The following is a 14,509-nucleotide window of genomic DNA, read 5'->3' on the forward strand; positions in this document are numbered from 1 at the left end:
GGGCAGCCGTGGTGGTCATCCCTCCGCCGCCGCCCTATCCGGCCGGCCACCGAACCGCCTGACCCGGGTCGAGAAGTCGGCCACCGCGCGGGCCAGATCCTCTTCGTCGAAGTCCGGCCAGAGCGTGTCAGTGAAGTACATCTCGGCATAAGCTGCCTGCCAGAGCAGAAAGTTGCTGATACGGCGCTCCCCCGCAGTCCTGATGATGAGGTCGGGTTCGGGCAGCTCCGGGTGATAGAGGTGCCCTGCTATGGCGTTCTCGTCGATGTCGGAGGCGGCGATACCCTCCGCCGCCAGCGCCCGCATGGAGTCCACCAGCTCCGCCCGGCCGCCATAGTTCAGGCAGACGTTGAGGACGCCCTGCCGGTTGCCAGCGGTACGCAGCTCGGCGTCATCTATGCGTTCCTGCATGCGCTGCGAGAGCTCTAGGCGCCGGCCGCTGACAACTATCCTGATGCCGCGCTGATTCAGCTCCTCGAACTCGCGCTGGATGGCCTCGTGGAAGAGGCGCATGAGCGCTCGCACCTCGGCCCGCGGCCGCGCCCAGTTCTCAGTCGAGAAGACGTAGATGCTGAGGATCTCGATCCCCATCGATTCGCAGGCATACATCACCTTCTTGATGGCCCGCACGCCAGCTCGATGGCCGAACGTGTGGGGGCGGTTGTGGCGCCGTGCCCAGCGCCCGTTGCCGTCCATGATGATCCCCACGTGGCGCGGCACTCCGTCCGCCGCCCGCTCCGTCACAGTGGCCGCTTCAGCGCCGCGGTCGGCTGTGCTAGTGGACTGCCTTTCCTCTCCCTCGAGCCAGGCTGGCTTGGTCGCGCGTCAGGTCGACAGGCCGGGTTCATCCCGGCCGGATCCCAGCGTCCGCGACGATCAGAGACAAGCTGTCGATTGGGGAGCACGCGGCCCGGCCCGGGCAACCAGCCGACATCCAGGCCCGGCTGGGAGGGGTTCTGGAAGGGGAGGCCTGCCTCCCCTTGCTCCATCTCTCCCTCGAGCCATGCTGGCCTGGTCGCGCGTCAGGTCGACAGGCCGGGTTCATCCCGGCCGGATCCCAGCGTCGGCGTCGATCAGAACAAACTGTCGAGTGGGGTACACGCGGCCTGGACAACCAGCCGACATCCATGCGCGGCCGGGAGGGGTTCTGGAAGGGGAGGCCTGCCTCCCCTTGCTCCAACTCTTCAGACCTCCATTACCTCGGCTTCCTTGCGCTGGGCGATACCCTCGATCTTCGCCACGTACGTGTCGGTGAGCTTCTGCAGACGCTCGCCGGCGCGGCGCGCCTGATCCTCGGCGATCTCCCCCGCCTTTTCCTCCGCCTGGACCCTGTGCAGTTCCTCGCGGCGGATGTTTCGCACAGCCACCCGCGCTTCCTCCGCCCGCTGTTTGGCCATCTTGACGTACTCCCGGCGGCGCTCCTCAGTGAGCGGCGGGATGGGCACCCGGATGAGCTGACCGTCGTTGGCGGGGTTCAGACCGAGGCCCGACTCGCGAATGGCCTTCTCGGTCACTCCCAGCTGGCCGCGGTCGTAGACCTGGACCACCAGCAGGCGCGCTTCCGGGCTGGAGATCTGGGCGAGCTGGTTCAACGGCGTGAGGGTGCCGTAATAGGGAACCTGGACCCTGTCCAGCAGAGCAGGGTTCGCCCGCCCGGTCCTGATCGTCAGCAGCTCATGTTCCAGGTGCTCGAGCGAGCGGCCCATCTTGGCCTCGGCGTCTTTCAGGATGCCGTCTACGGCCATGGCTCAATGTCCTCCCGTGGTCGCTGCCGTCGATGGTTCTACTCGCGACCCCGGCGCTCCGACGAAGGTGCCGATGTTTTCGCCCCGAATCACGCGCTCCAGGTTCCCGGCCTGAAGCAGATCGAAGACAATGATGGGCACGCCGTTGTCCATACAGAGGGTCAGAGCCGTGTTGTCCATCACCTCGATCCCTCGGTTCAGAACCTCCAGGTAATCGAGTCGCTGAAATCTCTCGGCGCTGGGCTCCCGCAGAGGATCGGCTGAGTAGATGCCGTCCACCTTGGTTGCCTTCAGCACCACCTCCGCCTCCAACTCGACAGCTCGGAGGGCGGCAGTAGTGTCAGTCGTGAAGTAGGGATTGCCGCTGCCGCCGGCCAGGATGATCACCCGACCTTTTTCGAGATGCCGGATACCTCGGCGCCGGATGTAGGGCTCGGCCACCTGCGGCATCTGGATGGCGGTCATGGTCCGCGCATGCAGGCCCACCTTCTCAAGGCCCTCCTGCAGGGCGAGGGCGTTGATCACCGTGGCCAGCATTCCCATGTAGTCGCCGGTCGCGCGGTCGAAGCCTCCCTCCTCCGCGTGGCGCCCGCGAAAGATGTTGCCGCCGCCGACCACCAGGGCCACTTCGACCCCAAGCTGGTGCACGCGGGCGACCTGCTCTGCGATGACGCTGACCACCTGGAAGTCGAAGCCGTACTCCTTCCGACCGCCGAGCGCTTCACCACTGAGCTTCAGCAGCACGCGCCGCCAACGCGGTGTCCCTGAGGTCAAGCTAGCCCTCTTTGATGCTGAACCGCTGGAAGCGGCGCACCGTTATGTTCTCCTGCAGCTTGGCCACGGCCGAGGCCACCAGCTCTCTCACAGGAGTGGCGGGGTCGCGCATGTAGGGCTGGTCCAGCAGGCAGGAGTCCTTGTAGAACGCCTCCAGCTGGCCCGCGACGATTTTCGGGATGGCTTGGGCGGGCTTGCCGTCCTGCTCGGCTCTCAGCTGATAGAGCGTCCGCTCCTGCTCGACCAGCTCGCTAGGCACCTCGTCCCGGCTCACCCAGCGGGGCGCGGCCGCCGCCACGTGCATCGCGAGCTCCCGGGCGAGAGTGCGGAAATCCGTGCCCTTGGCGACGAAGTCGCTCTCACAGTTCAGTTCGATCAGCGCGCCGATCTGGGGCGGGTAGTCCTCACTTGTTCGATGCAGGTAGGCCTCGACCACGCCGTTGGAGGTGACGCGATCCGCGCGCTTGGCTGCCTTGGCGATGCCGCGCTCGCGCAAGATCACCACCGCCCTGTCAAGGTCGCCCTGGGCATCCTCAAGCGCTTTCTTGCAGTCCATCATGCCGGCGCCTGTCATGTCTCGCAGCTGCTTCACGCGCTCCAGCGAGATGTCGATCATGCGCGCACCTCCTCGCCGGTGCTCACGAACTCGTCCTCGCTCACGTCGGGGAGATACTCCTCCTCGTCGTCCATGTACTCCTCGAGCAGCTCGTAGCGAGTCGGCTCCAGGAACTCCCGCTCCTCCATCGGGGGCAGGTCGGCGCCGCGCTCGATGGCCAGCTGGCGGCCCTCCAAGCAGGCGTCAGCCATCTTGCTCGTGAGCAGCTTCACAGCCCGGATCGCGTCGTCGTTGCCGGGGATCACCTTGTCGATCAGGTCCGGGTCGCAGTTGGAGTCGGTGATCGCCACCACCGGGATCTTGAGCCGGTTGGACTCCAGCACGGCTATGTGCTCCTTGCGCGGGTCCACCACGAAGACCGCGCCCGGCAGCCTCTTCATGTCAGCTATGCCGTCAAAGTGATACATCAGGCGATCCAGCTCGTCCTGCAGTTTCTTGGCCTCCTTCTTGTTGAGGCTTTCGAACTGGCCTGACTGCTGCATCTTGCGCAGCTGCTGCAGCCTGTCGATCCGCTTCTTGACAGTGCTGAAGTTGGTGAGCATGCCACCCATCCAGCGGCGGTTGACGAAGAACATGCCGCAGCGAGCCGCTTCCGTCTGGATGGTCTCCTGCGCTTGCTTCTTCGTGCCTACAAACAGGACCGGGCGGCCGGACGCAGCCACGCTCTTCACGAAGTCGAGCGCCACGTCGAGCAGCTTCACAGTCTGCTGCAGGTCGATGATGTGAAGTCCGTTGCGGGCAGTGAAGATGTACTGCCGCATCTTGGGATTCCAGCGGCTGGTCTGGTGGCCGAAGTGCACGCCAGCCTCCAGCAGCTGTTTCAAAGAGACCTGAGACATCGACAAGACCTCCTGTTGCCTCCGCCCGCCCACCGTCCGGATCGCACCGGCAGGGGTCTGAAAGGGACGTGCGTGTGTTACTCGGCCGGCCCGAGGGCCGCACCGGCTCTGCCGATTCTACGCAACCCTGCAACACCATCCGCGGCTGCGGCGCTTTCAGCCTCTGGCCCAGCAGCGGCGGCCGGAAAGGCAGCGGACTGCCTTCCCTACTCCGTCAGACCTTGACCTTCTCGCGGCGCAGCCGGGGGCCGGCTGCCTTCTGCGGCCCTTTGCAGCGGGGATAGTCGCTGCACGACTTGAAGGGACCGAAGCGACCCTGCCGCTCCGCCATCGGCTTGCCGCAGAGGGGGCAGGTCTCGCTCAGCAGTTTGGGCTCGGAGGCCGTCTTGGCGCCTGCCGCCCGGGCCGCGTTCCGCCTGTACTTGCAGTCCGGGTAGCGGCTGCAGGAGAGGAACTGGCCGAAACGGCCCTTGCGCTCGATCAGCTCGCCCTCGCCGCACTCGGGACACTTCTCCCCGGTCGGCTTGTTCTGGCTGGGATCAGTGTCGCGCCGGATGTACTTGCACTCGGGGTAGCCGGAGCAGCCAACGAACTCGCCGTAGCGCCCCGTCCGCAGCTGCAGCGGCCGGCCGCACTCCGGGCAGGCCTCCGCCAGCAGCTTGGGCTGAGGGGCTTCGCCGCCAGGCAAGGTCGCCTGCCGGTACTTGCACTTGGGGTATCGGGAGCAGCCCTTGAACGGACCGAACCGGCTTGCCCGCAGGACGAGCTGGCCCTCGTGGCACTCAGGACACTCCTCACCTGTCGCACTGGGCATGGCCTCCGAGGCCTTGCCCAACATCCGTTCCAGCGGGCCAAAGAAGTCACCCACGACTGGCACCCATTCCCGGCGGCCGGCCTCGACCTCGTCCAGGCGCTCCTCCATGGCGGCCGTGTAGCGGTCGTCCACGATCTCGGCGAAGTGCTCGACCATTATCCGGTTCACGCCTTCACCCAGCGCTGTCGGGTGGAGCCTTCGCTCCTTCTGCTCCACATATGTGTGGTCCTGGATGGTGGCCACGATGCTGGCGTATGTCGAAGGACGGCCGATTCCGCGCTTCTCCAGCTCGTTGATGAGCGTGGCCTCCGTGTAGCGCGGGGGCGGCTGCGTGAAGTGCTGCTCGGGCAGCAGCTGGTGGAAGTCCAGCCGCTCGCCCTGCTTCAGGTCAGGCAGCTGTCCGTCCTCATCATCCTCGCCGCGCTGCCAGACGCGGTAGAAGCCATCGAAAGTGAGGACCGAGCCGCTCGCCCGCAGTCCGAACGCGCCTGCCTCGACCTCCGCCGTGGTGAGGGCGTACTGGGCAGGCGCCATCCGGCTTGCGATGAAGCGACGCCAGATGAGGTCATAGACGCGGTACTGGTCTCCACTCAGGTGCTGGCGCACGTCCTCCGGGCGCCGGCCTGGATCGGTCGGACGGATCGCCTCATGGGCGTCCTGAGCGCCCGGCCGGCTCTTCTCCTGGCGGGGCTTGCCCAGGTACTTCTCGCCCGCATTGGCCCTGATCCAGGTTTTCGCCTTCTTCTCGGCTTCCTCGGAAACGCGAGTGGAGTCGGTCCGCATGTAGGTGATCAGGCCCGTAGCGCCCTCGGCGCCCAGATCGACGCCCTCATACAGTTCTTGGGCGAGCCGCATGGTGCGCTTGGGCGCGAAGCGAAGGCGGCTGGAGGCCTCCTGCTGCAGCGTGGAAGTGATGTAGGGCGCCGGCGCGCTCTTGGCGCGCTGCCGGCGCTCCACCCCCGCGACCCGGTACTCCGCCCCCGCCAGCTCAGCGGCGGCCGCCAGCGCCTCGGCCTCCGTCTTGAGCTCGAGCTTGACCTCGGGCTCAGCCAGCCGCCGGTGCAGGCGGGCTTTGAAACGCTGCTCGGAGCCTGCCTGGCTCAAAAGCGCGTCAACCGTCCACGACTCTTCTGCCACGAAGCGGCGGATGTCGTTCTCTCTGTCCACCACCAGGCGGAGTGCCACCGACTGAACACGCCCGGCGCCTATGCCCTTCTGGACCCGCCGCCAGAGGAAGGGGCTGAGCCGGTAGCCGACCAGGCGGTCTACCACCCGCCGGGCTTGCTGGGCGTTGACCAGCCGCATGTCGATCTCTCGCGGGTGCGCCAACGCGTTGTTGACGGCGGCGTCGGTGATCTCGTGGAACTCGATCCGCCGCGGGGAGCGGAGCTTGAGCACCTCACACAGATGCCAGGCAATGGCCTCGCCCTCGCGGTCAGGATCGGAGGCCAGGATCACATCGCTGCGCTTGCCGGCGGCCTTCTTCAGCTCGCTCAGCACCTGCTTGCGGCTGTCCACCACCTCGTAGCGGGGCCGAAAGTTATCCTCGATGTCGACCGCCAGGTCCTTACCCGGCAGGTCTCGGACGTGGCCCATGGAAGCAAGCACGTCGAAGCGATCGCCCAGAAAACGCTTGAGCGTCCTGGCCTTCGCGGGAGACTCGACGATGATCAGACCTGGTGCCACAGCTTCCTATCTACAATGCCGCCGGGCGGTTTGTTCCGCTTCCGGACAGTAGCTCATGACTGCCCATCGCCGCTCGGGCTTCCCCTTCGCAGACGCGCTGGCGGCCCTTCCCGGCAGCGGCTAGCGACGGACGGCTGGCCGGCCCCCACCGCGGGGCAGCCTGACATAGCCGCCCCCCCAGCGGCGGACCGCTCCCTCCAGTTCGAGCCGGCTGAGCCGCGCCATCACATCGGGCAGCGGCAGCTGAAGCCGCGCGGCCAGCTGCCCTACTTCGGCCGGCAGGCTGTCGGAGAGATGCGGCAGCAAGGGATCGCGGCCAAGCTCGCTCTGTCGTTCCAGGCCGAGACCGGCGGGCGGCTGCAGGGGATCGTCCAGCACCGCCAGGTCGCCGCCCAGCTCGGCGACGACGTCGCGGGCGTTCTGAACCAGCCCGGCCCCGTCGCGAAGCAGCTGGTGGCAACCAACGCTCAGCGGCGAGAAAACACTGCCGGGCACTGCCAGCACGGGCTTGCCCAAGCCCAGCGCCGCTTCGGCGGTGATCAGCGCTCCGGAGCCGAGACCGGCCTCCACCACCACGACTACGTCGCCCAGGGCCGCGATGGTGCCGTTGCGGCGAGGGAAGTTCGCTCGCTGCGGCGGCGTCCCATCAGGGAACTGGCTGATGAGGCAACCACCCTGGGCCAGGATCTGCTCTGCCAAACCGGAATGGGAGCGGGGATAGATCACGTCCAGGCCCGTCCCCAGCACAGCGGCTGTGCAGCCGCCAGCCGCCAGCGCACCTCTGTGCGCCGCGCCATCGATGCCCAGGGCCAGCCCGCTCAGCACTACAGCCCCCAACTGGGCCAAGTCTCCGGCCAGCCGTTCCGCCACCGCCTCGCCATAGGGCGTCGGCCGGCGGGCGCCCACCACCGCCACGCGGTGGCCGGGCGGCAGCGGCCAGCGGCCCCTGACCCGGAGGCTCTCCGGCTCAGGCAGCGATCTCATCCAGGCGGTAACCAAGGGCTTCCAGGATGTGGCCGGAGCGGATACGGCCGTCCCCCGCAAGGTCCGCGAGCGTGCGGGCCACCCGCCAGGCACGGTGAAAGCCCCGGGCCGACAGGGTGCGCTCCTCCGACCAGCGCTGGAGCAGGTTTCTGCTGCCCGCCTCGAGTTCAGCCCAGCGCCGCAGACTGGCGCCCGTCAGCTCGCTGTTCAGGCATCCCTGGCGGTCCAGCTGGAGCTGGCGAGCGGCGAGCACGCGCTCGCGCACAAGCACTGATGGCTCCGCCTCGGCCGGACGGCCGAGCAGATGCGGGGGTGTCCGATGCACTGAGACCTGCAGATCGATGCGGTCGAGCAGAGGTCCCGAGAGGGAACGCTGGTAGCTCTGGATGGCGCCAGGGCCGCATCGGCAAGCTCGGCCGGAATCCCCCAGATAGCCGCAGGGGCAGGGATTGGTGGCGGCCACCAGCTGGAACCTGGCCGGATAGGTAACAGCCCCGGCGGACCGGATGAGCGTTACGCGGCCATCTTCCAGAGGCTGGCGCAACGACTGCAGGGAGGCGGCCGGGAACTCGGCCAGCTCGTCCAAAAACAGGACTCCATGGTGGGCGCGAGAGATCTCCCCCGGCCGCGGCAACCCTGTGCCACCGCCCAGCAGACCGGCTGTCGAGATGCTGTGGTGAGGGGCTCGGAAGGGACGCTCCCAGGTGAGAGGCGAAGTGCCCTCCAGCTCGCCCAAAACGCTCCTGACGCGCGCCACCTCCAGTGCGTCGGGCAGATCCAAAGGTGGTAGAAGGCCGGGGAGACAGCGGGCCAGCATGGTCTTTCCGGCACCGGGCGGCCCCGTCATCAGCAGATGGTGGCCGCCGGCCGCAGCCACTTCGACAGCTCGGCGCGCAGCCTCCTGGCCCTGCACCTCGCTCAGATCCCAGGGGCTCTCGATTGTTCCGGCCACCGCCGGCGGCCGGCCCTGGTAGGGGCGGATGGCCTCCCCGCCCAGCAGGTGGTCCAAGACCTGCCTCAAAGTGCGGCACGGATAGATCTCGAGACCTTCGATCAGCGCTGCTTCGGCGGCGTCGACCTCGGCCACGAAGAGCTTCTCCAGCCCCGCTCGGCGCAGCCCCTCAGCCAGGACGAGCACGCCGTCGACGTGGCGCAGACTGCCCTCCAGGGCCAACTCGCCGATGAAGGCCAGCCCGGGTTGGGATGGCTTACCCAGCGCTGCCAGGCAGATGGCAACCGCGATGGCCAGATCGAGGCCGGCGCCGTCCTTGCGCAGTTCCGCCGGCGCCAAGTTGACGGTCAGGCGGCGCTGGGGAAAGGGCAGCCCGCTGTTGCGGATGGCGGAGCGGACGCGCTCCTTCGCCTCCCTGAGAGAGCCGCTGGCCAGGCCCACCAAGAAGAACGCCACGGCGCCAGTGCTCATGTCCACCTGCACCTCAACCGGCCGCCCGGCCAAGCCCTGAACCTGCGCCGCAAACGCCCGTGCCAGCACGACGGGCAGCCTAGCCAGCGGCTGCCGCCGGCGGCAAGGGCGCCTGTGAAGAAGGACGCAATTCGCACACCGGTCCCGACTTCGCTCAGGTAGCTGCGGCGCCGGTGGTGCGGCTCAGCCTTCGAGCCTATCCTCAGGGCTCCAATTGCCCGCCGCGTCGACGTAGCCAGCGGGCTCGTCCGGCTCGTGAGCAAGCACCAGGAGCCAGCGATGCTCGGCAGCCTCGCGCAGGAGCCGCGCCTTCTCTTCCAGACTGCGAAGGACGTCCAGGTCCGCGGCCGGGATCCAGGGCACCCGCAGGTGCGGCCGCAGACCCACCAGGTCGCCGGTCATCGCGCAGGAAAGCTCGTCGGACGCCCGGAACACGACGAGCTGGTGGCCGGGTGTGTGGCCGCCGGTCTGGCGCAGAACCAGGCCCGGCAGGACCTCTGCCTCCCCGCTGACGAACTCCAGGAGACCGGCGTCCGCCACCGGCAGGATGTCCTCGTCGTAGTAGCCGGCCCGCGAGCGGGGGTCGGGCGACAGCGCGAAGTCGAACTCCGCCCGCTGCACGAAGTGCTTTGCCCGCGGAAAGGTGAGCTCCACCTCGCCGCTCGGCGATCGGCGGGTAAAGCCACCTGCGTGATCCCAGTGCAGGTGGGTGCTCGTCACCACATCCACTTCGTCGGGCCGTACGCCGAGCTTCCGCAGTGCAGTCAGCAGCCCCTCCGGCTGCCAGACACCCATCTGCCTGGCTCGCTTCTCGCTCAGCTTGGTGCCGATGCCAGTCTCGCAGACGATCACCCGGCCTCTGTGCCGCACTACCACGCCTATGCAGTCGGTGCGGATCAGGTTCTGCTCGTCGGCCGGCTTCTGCCTCGCCCAGAGAACCTTCGGCACCACTCCGAACGTCGCCCCGCCGTCGCTCCGCCAGCCACCCGCGCGGAGCAGATGGATCTCGAAGTCGCCCAGCCTCATCACTGCAACGTTAGTTTCCTGGACCCTGAGGCCTGGCAGCATCAGGTCCCGGCTGCCGACCGATCATCTCGCGCGCCCGGCTACGTTGAGTAGCCGCAAGCCCTGCTAAAGCAGTAATATCCACCCGCAATGCCTCGCTCCATGTGGAAAGGAACTATCAGCTTCGGGATGGTGAGCATCCCCATTCGCCTCTATGTCGCCACTGAGTCGCACTCCGCGTCGTTCCGCCAGCTCTGCGGCGAGCACATGTCGCCAGTGCGCTACAAGCGCTGGTGTGAGCGGGGCGAGCACGAAGTGCAGTACAGCGAGATCGTCAAGGGCTACCAGGTCGGCGGCGATGACTACGTGGTAATCGAAGACCAGGATCTGGAGAACCTGCCGCTGCCGACGGCGCACACCATCGAGATCGCTGAGTTTGTGCCCGGGACCGACATCCAGGATGGGCTTTACGTCAAGTCCGCCTACTACGTGGAGCCCGAAGACGCGGGTCGCAAGCCCTACCACCTCCTCCGGGAGGCGCTGTCTGCGACGGAGATGACGGCAGTCGCCAAAGTGGCCTTCAGGGATCGAGAGCACCTCTGCAGCCTGCAGCCGCACGAGGAGATGCTGATCATGAACACTCTCCACTGGCCGGATGAGATCCGGTCCACAGAAGGCTTGAAGGGGCTCGCCGAGGACGCCGTGAAGATCAGCCCCAAGGAGCTGCAGATGGCCAAGAGCTTGGTTCAGAGCCTGGCCGAGGAGTCCTTCGATCCCAAGCGCTACACGGACGAGTACCACGAGGCGCTGATGACCATCGTCAACGCCAAGGTGGAGGGCGCCCAGGTCGTGGAAGCACCGGAGCCGTCGGCTGCGCCTAAGGTTATGGACCTGATGGAAGCACTGAAGGCCTCGGTCGATGCAGCCAAGAAGCAGCGCGCCGACAAGTCGCCGCCGGCCGCCAAGCCCGCCGCTCGCAAGAAGGCCTCATAGCCGGCTCAGCCGTCGTGGCTGACCAGCTCAGCATCGAGCTGGACGGCTTCCCGGAGCAGATCCGGCCCATGCAGGCCGTCTCCGCAGAAGCGCCCTTCCGCTCCCCCGACTATCTCTTCGAGGTGAAGTGGGACGGCTTGCGCTGCATCCTCTTCGTCGATCCGGAAGGCGCCGTGCGCGTTCAGGACCGGGCCCTGACCGATCTCACAGCTGTTCTGCCCGAGCTGGCCCAGCTCGGCCGGCAGGTGAAGCAGCCGGCGATCATCGACGGCGAGCTGGTCGCCACCGATGAGGAGGGGCGCCCGGATTACGGCCGCCTGCGCCGGCGCCTCGCCGCCGGGCGCCCCGAGGCGGAGCAGATTTCACTGGGCTTTCTCGCCTTCGACCTGCTGTTCGCTCAGGGCCGCTCGCTCCTCCGCCAGCCGCTCGTCCGGCGCCGGGCGAGGCTCAAGAAGACTGTCACGACGGGCGGCCACCTGTTCGTCCCCGACCATATTGAGGGCGAGGGAGCTGAACTCTTTGAGGCCTGCCTCGAGCGTGGCTTGGAAGGGATAGTGGCCAAACACCGCAGCAGTCCCTACGTGCCAGGCCAGCGCAGCCCTTTCTGGCTGAAGATCAAGGCTGTGAAGAGCGATGACTTCGTGGTTGTGGCCTCGACTCCCGGCGCAGGCGGCGAGCCGTTCGGCGCGCTTCTGGTCGCCTACCACGAGCAGGGCCGCCTCCTGCCCTGCGGGGCGGTGGTGGGCGGTTACGACGACGCCGCCGCCTCTCTTCTCGCCAAGGAGCTCGCTCGGCTCGCGACCGATGAGTGCCCGCTGCTGCCGCCTCCGGTCGTAGCGGGCGCGGTGCGCTGGTGCCGCCCCGAATTGGCGATCAGCGTGCGCTACTCAGAGTGGGCGCCCGACGGCACGCTGCGCTTCCCCATCTTCAACGGCCTGCGCCCAGAGGTCCATCCCGCCGAGTGCGTGCGCCACCGACCGCGGGTGGTGCTTCCCGGCCGGGCGGCCGCCGACACACCTGCCCACCAGTTGACGAGGTTTCCCTTCTAGCCTGTCCGGTCCCCGAGATCTTAAGAAGCCGCGCAGGCATTTTGCGTCCTCCCCCCGCGGCGCGGGGGAGGCTCGGAGGGGGCGTCAGCGGCCCGCCTTGCCCGACGCCCTTCGGTGAGACCTTGCGTCCAAGGTCCGTCCAACCCCTCTCGGGCGGCCAGGAGCTGCGGCGAGATGCCCAGGACCGAAATGGCGGCTGGTCCAGGCTGCAATCCAAGGCCCCGCACCTGCCGTCCCCCGGGGCGGGGGGGAGGACGACCTCAACCAAGAGCGTCTCAGCTACTCGCGGACCGGACCTTCTAGACGACTAGCCGAAGGTGGTTTCGATCAACTGCGGCTGGCTGCCCGGTTGGACGGCGACGACCGCGAAGTCGATGCGGCCGCGCCAGCCGGACAGCGCCCGGTACTCGGCCAAGGCGGCCAGCAGCGCCCGGCGCTTGCGCACGCCGACTGCCTCCAGTGGACTGCCGTAAGCCGAGCTGCTGCGGGTCTTCACCTCGACGACAAGCAGCCTGTCTCCGCGCCGGCAGAGGAGATCGATCTCGCCCCGCCGGGCGAGGAAGCCGCGGCCCAGGATGCTGTAGCCATGGGCCTGCAACAGCGCAGCCGCCGCCTCTTCACCCCAGCGGCCCAGGGCTCGCGCCCGTTCGGCCCGGGCAACGCTGACGGGCTCAGCTTCAGGCCTGGCCATCGGCCCTGCGGAGCGCCAACGCCGAGCGGATCGGCGCCCAGGACATGCGGTGGATGGGACTCGGTCCCAGCCGCCGCAGAGCCTGGCGATGAAAGGCGGTGGCGTACCCCTTGTGGACTGCGAAACCGTAGCCGGGGTACTCGCGGTCGTACTCGACCATGGCTCGATCCCTGTGCACCTTGGCCACTATGCTGGCCGCCATGATCGAGGCGGAGGTCGCATCGCCCTTGATGACGCACATCTGCGGCAGCGGCAGGTCGGGTGCGTCCCAGGCGTCGATCAGGAGGTAGTCGGCGGGGAGGGCAAGCGCCCGCACAGCGCCCTCCATGGCTCGCTGCCGAGCCCGGGTGAGCCCGAACCGATCGATGTCCGCCGGCGGCACTTCGAAGACCGCCCAGCTCACAGCGCGGCGCCGGATCACCCTGTCCAAGCGTTCTCGCTCTAAAGGCGTGAGCTTCTTGGAGTCGTCGAGACCGCTCAGACGGTCGCCGAGACGGAGCACCACCGCCCCTGCCACCGCGGGCCCGGCCAGCGGCCCCAGGCCCACCTCATCGATGCCAGCCACGCATTGGTAGCCCATCTCCCGGGCCATGCGCTCTGAGGCCCACAGCTCGGGACGGCGGCGTCGTTTCACGGTCACCCAAGTCTGCCTCAGCCCTGGCGGGGAGACAACGCCATCTGTGAAGACCAAGCCGTGTCGTGAGGAAGATCGGACACGGAACGTTCGGTCGGGTCAGTGAGGAATGAACCCCAAGTACCTCACCGGCCCATTGAACCCCGAAGCCAAGGCGGTCGGGGTGGCTAGCTGATCGTCGGAGAGGAGTTGAACCGGCATGCTCGCACAACGGACGCGACGCCGGCTAGTGGCACGGGCTCACTGAAGGGTGAAGCGCGCGGCATAGCGTCGTTGCCACGGTGTCTCGACGGCGCGGGCGTCGTAGTTCCGACGCACGAAGGCCACCACCTGATCGGCTGGGACTCCGTCGATGACGGCGAGACAGGCCAAGGCCGTACCGGTTCTCCCACGACCGTCACCGCATGCGATTTCGACGCGCTCGGCCGAGGCTCGGTGCCAGGCCTCCGCGAGGAGGTCCCTCGCCTGCGACCGGTCGCTGGGCAGCCAGAAGTCAGACCAGCGCAACCACTGGCTCTCCCATGGGGTGCCAGGCGGTGACTTGCCCAGGAGGTAGACGGCGAACGTGGGGTCTGATCCCGGCGGCAGCGCCCAACGCAGGCCACGGCCCCGCACGAGGCGACCGGATGGCAGGCGAAGAACGCCGACGTCTGACGGGTTCCAGAGTTCAGCCAATAGGCCACCGTTAGCGTTGGGCTGACTCAAGGCGCCGAGGGTTCAGCCTTCGACCTACTCGGCGTCCTCTTCCGGGAGCCATTGGCGGTACCTGGTCGGCTTGAAGGCTACCGGGCAACGCCCCCCGTGGCCTACTCGGCGTCCTCTTCGGGGGCTGCGCTCGTCGCCGCCAAAGAAACCGCTTGGCGCCGATTCGTGCGGCTTCGCTGGGCTTCGGCCTTGCTGCCCGTGCCGCCCTCGCGGCGCTCCTTGATCCGCGCGTCCTTGCCGATCTTGCTGCGCAGGTAGTAGAGCCGCGCCTGCCTGACCTGACCGTGCCGCATCACCTCCACCTTGTCGATGCGGGGTGAGTGCAAGAGGAAGGTGCGCTCGACGCCAACACCGTTGGCCACACGCCGGACAGTGAAGTTGCGCTTCAGGCCACCCCCGGTGACCCGGATGACGAGTCCTTCCAGCACCTGGATGCGCTCTCGCGTGCCCTCCACCACCTTGGCGTGGACGCGAACTGTGTCACCGGGCCGGAGCTCCGGGACATCCTCTTTCAACTGCTCAGCTTCGAGCTGATCGATGACGCTCATCTC

General features: G+C 67.6%; 14 protein-coding genes and 1 pseudogene. 2 read left to right on the forward strand and 13 right to left on the reverse strand.

Annotated features, from left to right (window positions below; genetic code table 11):
• Window positions 1-15: 15 nt before the first annotated feature.
• From uppS to ACR2MZ_RS07220, 9 genes are all read right to left on the reverse strand, one after another.
• Window positions 16-744, reverse strand: coding sequence for a polyprenyl diphosphate synthase (gene uppS, locus ACR2MZ_RS07180; RefSeq protein ID WP_434004377.1), 729 nt, complete (start codon window positions 742-744; stop codon window positions 16-18).
• A 440-nt stretch (window positions 745-1,184) separates the two neighbouring features.
• Window positions 1,185-1,745 (reverse strand): ribosome recycling factor, encoded by a 561-nt coding sequence (frr, locus tag ACR2MZ_RS07185; protein ID WP_434004378.1) that lies wholly within the window; start codon window positions 1,743-1,745, stop codon window positions 1,185-1,187.
• 3 nt (window positions 1,746-1,748) lie between these two features.
• On the reverse strand, window positions 1,749-2,519 hold the full coding sequence (gene pyrH, locus ACR2MZ_RS07190; protein WP_434004379.1) for a UMP kinase: 771 nt from the start codon (window positions 2,517-2,519) through the stop codon (window positions 1,749-1,751).
• 1 nt (window position 2,520) lies between these two features.
• Window positions 2,521-3,135 carry a translation elongation factor Ts gene (gene tsf / locus ACR2MZ_RS07195; RefSeq protein WP_434004380.1) on the reverse strand — a complete coding sequence of 205 codons (615 nt, stop codon included), beginning with the start codon at window positions 3,133-3,135 and terminating at the stop codon, window positions 2,521-2,523.
• On the reverse strand, window positions 3,132-3,974 hold the full coding sequence (rpsB, locus tag ACR2MZ_RS07200) for a 30S ribosomal protein S2 (RefSeq protein ID WP_434004381.1): 843 nt from the start codon (window positions 3,972-3,974) through the stop codon (window positions 3,132-3,134). The genes tsf and rpsB overlap by 4 nt, the downstream gene beginning before the upstream one ends.
• Window positions 3,975-4,188: 214 nt before the next feature.
• Window positions 4,189-6,474: a type I DNA topoisomerase gene (gene topA, locus ACR2MZ_RS07205; protein WP_434004382.1), complete on the reverse strand. Its 2,286-nt coding sequence runs from the start codon at window positions 6,472-6,474 to the stop codon at window positions 4,189-4,191.
• 120 nt (window positions 6,475-6,594) lie between these two features.
• Window positions 6,595-7,458 (reverse strand): DNA-processing protein DprA, encoded by an 864-nt coding sequence (gene dprA / locus ACR2MZ_RS07210; RefSeq protein WP_434004383.1) that lies wholly within the window; start codon window positions 7,456-7,458, stop codon window positions 6,595-6,597.
• On the reverse strand, window positions 7,442-8,950 hold the full coding sequence (locus ACR2MZ_RS07215; RefSeq protein WP_434004384.1) for a YifB family Mg chelatase-like AAA ATPase: 1,509 nt from the start codon (window positions 8,948-8,950) through the stop codon (window positions 7,442-7,444). Before ACR2MZ_RS07215 ends, dprA begins: the two co-directional genes overlap by 17 nt.
• Window positions 8,951-9,064: 114 nt before the next feature.
• Window positions 9,065-9,907: an MBL fold metallo-hydrolase gene (locus tag ACR2MZ_RS07220; protein ID WP_434004385.1), complete on the reverse strand. Its 843-nt coding sequence runs from the start codon at window positions 9,905-9,907 to the stop codon at window positions 9,065-9,067.
• A 141-nt stretch (window positions 9,908-10,048) separates the two neighbouring features.
• Between ACR2MZ_RS07220 and ku the strand changes: the two genes are divergently transcribed.
• Both ku and ligD read left to right on the forward strand, forming a co-directional pair.
• Window positions 10,049-10,879: a non-homologous end joining protein Ku gene (gene ku, locus ACR2MZ_RS07225; protein WP_434004432.1), complete on the forward strand. Its 831-nt coding sequence runs from the start codon at window positions 10,049-10,051 to the stop codon at window positions 10,877-10,879.
• Window positions 10,880-10,893: 14 nt separating this feature from the next.
• Window positions 10,894-11,928: a non-homologous end-joining DNA ligase gene (gene ligD / locus ACR2MZ_RS07230; RefSeq protein ID WP_434004386.1), complete on the forward strand. Its 1,035-nt coding sequence runs from the start codon at window positions 10,894-10,896 to the stop codon at window positions 11,926-11,928.
• Between the two features lie 307 nt (window positions 11,929-12,235).
• On the opposite strand, the gene ACR2MZ_RS07235 is transcribed toward ligD, so the two are convergent.
• The 4 genes and pseudogenes from ACR2MZ_RS07235 to rplS form a co-directional block, all read right to left on the reverse strand.
• The gene (locus tag ACR2MZ_RS07235; protein WP_434004387.1) at window positions 12,236-12,619 is read right to left on the reverse strand and encodes a YraN family protein; all 384 of its coding nucleotides are present in this window, start codon (window positions 12,617-12,619) and stop codon (window positions 12,236-12,238) included.
• On the reverse strand, window positions 12,606-13,253 hold the full coding sequence (locus ACR2MZ_RS07240; protein ID WP_434004388.1) for a ribonuclease HII: 648 nt from the start codon (window positions 13,251-13,253) through the stop codon (window positions 12,606-12,608). Before ACR2MZ_RS07240 ends, ACR2MZ_RS07235 begins: the two co-directional genes overlap by 14 nt.
• Before the next feature lie 240 nt (window positions 13,254-13,493).
• Entirely contained in the window at window positions 13,494-13,928 is a 435-nt protein-coding gene (locus ACR2MZ_RS07245; protein ID WP_434004389.1) for a protein-tyrosine phosphatase family protein, read from the reverse strand.
• Between the two features lie 239 nt (window positions 13,929-14,167).
• Window positions 14,168-14,506: pseudogene (gene rplS, locus ACR2MZ_RS07250) on the reverse strand (50S ribosomal protein L19); the annotation flags it as partial.
• Window positions 14,507-14,509 lie beyond the last annotated feature (3 nt).

Origin of the sequence: Candidatus Dormiibacter sp. (assembly GCF_050999135.1) — a bacterium.
In the GTDB taxonomy this organism is placed as follows: domain Bacteria; phylum Chloroflexota; class Dormibacteria; order Dormibacterales; family Dormibacteraceae; genus Dormiibacter; species Dormiibacter spiritus.

What these genes read in the sequence shown, in the direction of transcription:
- ACR2MZ_RS07220 (WP_434004385.1), bottom strand. Translation starts at nt 9,907, where the DNA reads ATGAGGCTGGGCGACTTCGAGATCCATCTGCTCCGCGCGGGTGGCTGG.
- dprA (WP_434004383.1), bottom strand. Translation starts at nt 7,458, where the DNA reads ATGAGATCGCTGCCTGAGCCGGAGAGCCTCCGGGTCAGGGGCCGCTGG.
- ku (WP_434004432.1), top strand. Translation starts at nt 10,049, where the DNA reads ATGTGGAAAGGAACTATCAGCTTCGGGATGGTGAGCATCCCCATTCGC.
- tsf (WP_434004380.1), bottom strand. Translation starts at nt 3,135, where the DNA reads ATGATCGACATCTCGCTGGAGCGCGTGAAGCAGCTGCGAGACATGACA.
- rpsB (WP_434004381.1), bottom strand. Translation starts at nt 3,974, where the DNA reads ATGTCTCAGGTCTCTTTGAAACAGCTGCTGGAGGCTGGCGTGCACTTC.
- ACR2MZ_RS07235 (WP_434004387.1), bottom strand. Translation starts at nt 12,619, where the DNA reads ATGGCCAGGCCTGAAGCTGAGCCCGTCAGCGTTGCCCGGGCCGAACGG.
- frr (WP_434004378.1), bottom strand. Translation starts at nt 1,745, where the DNA reads ATGGCCGTAGACGGCATCCTGAAAGACGCCGAGGCCAAGATGGGCCGC.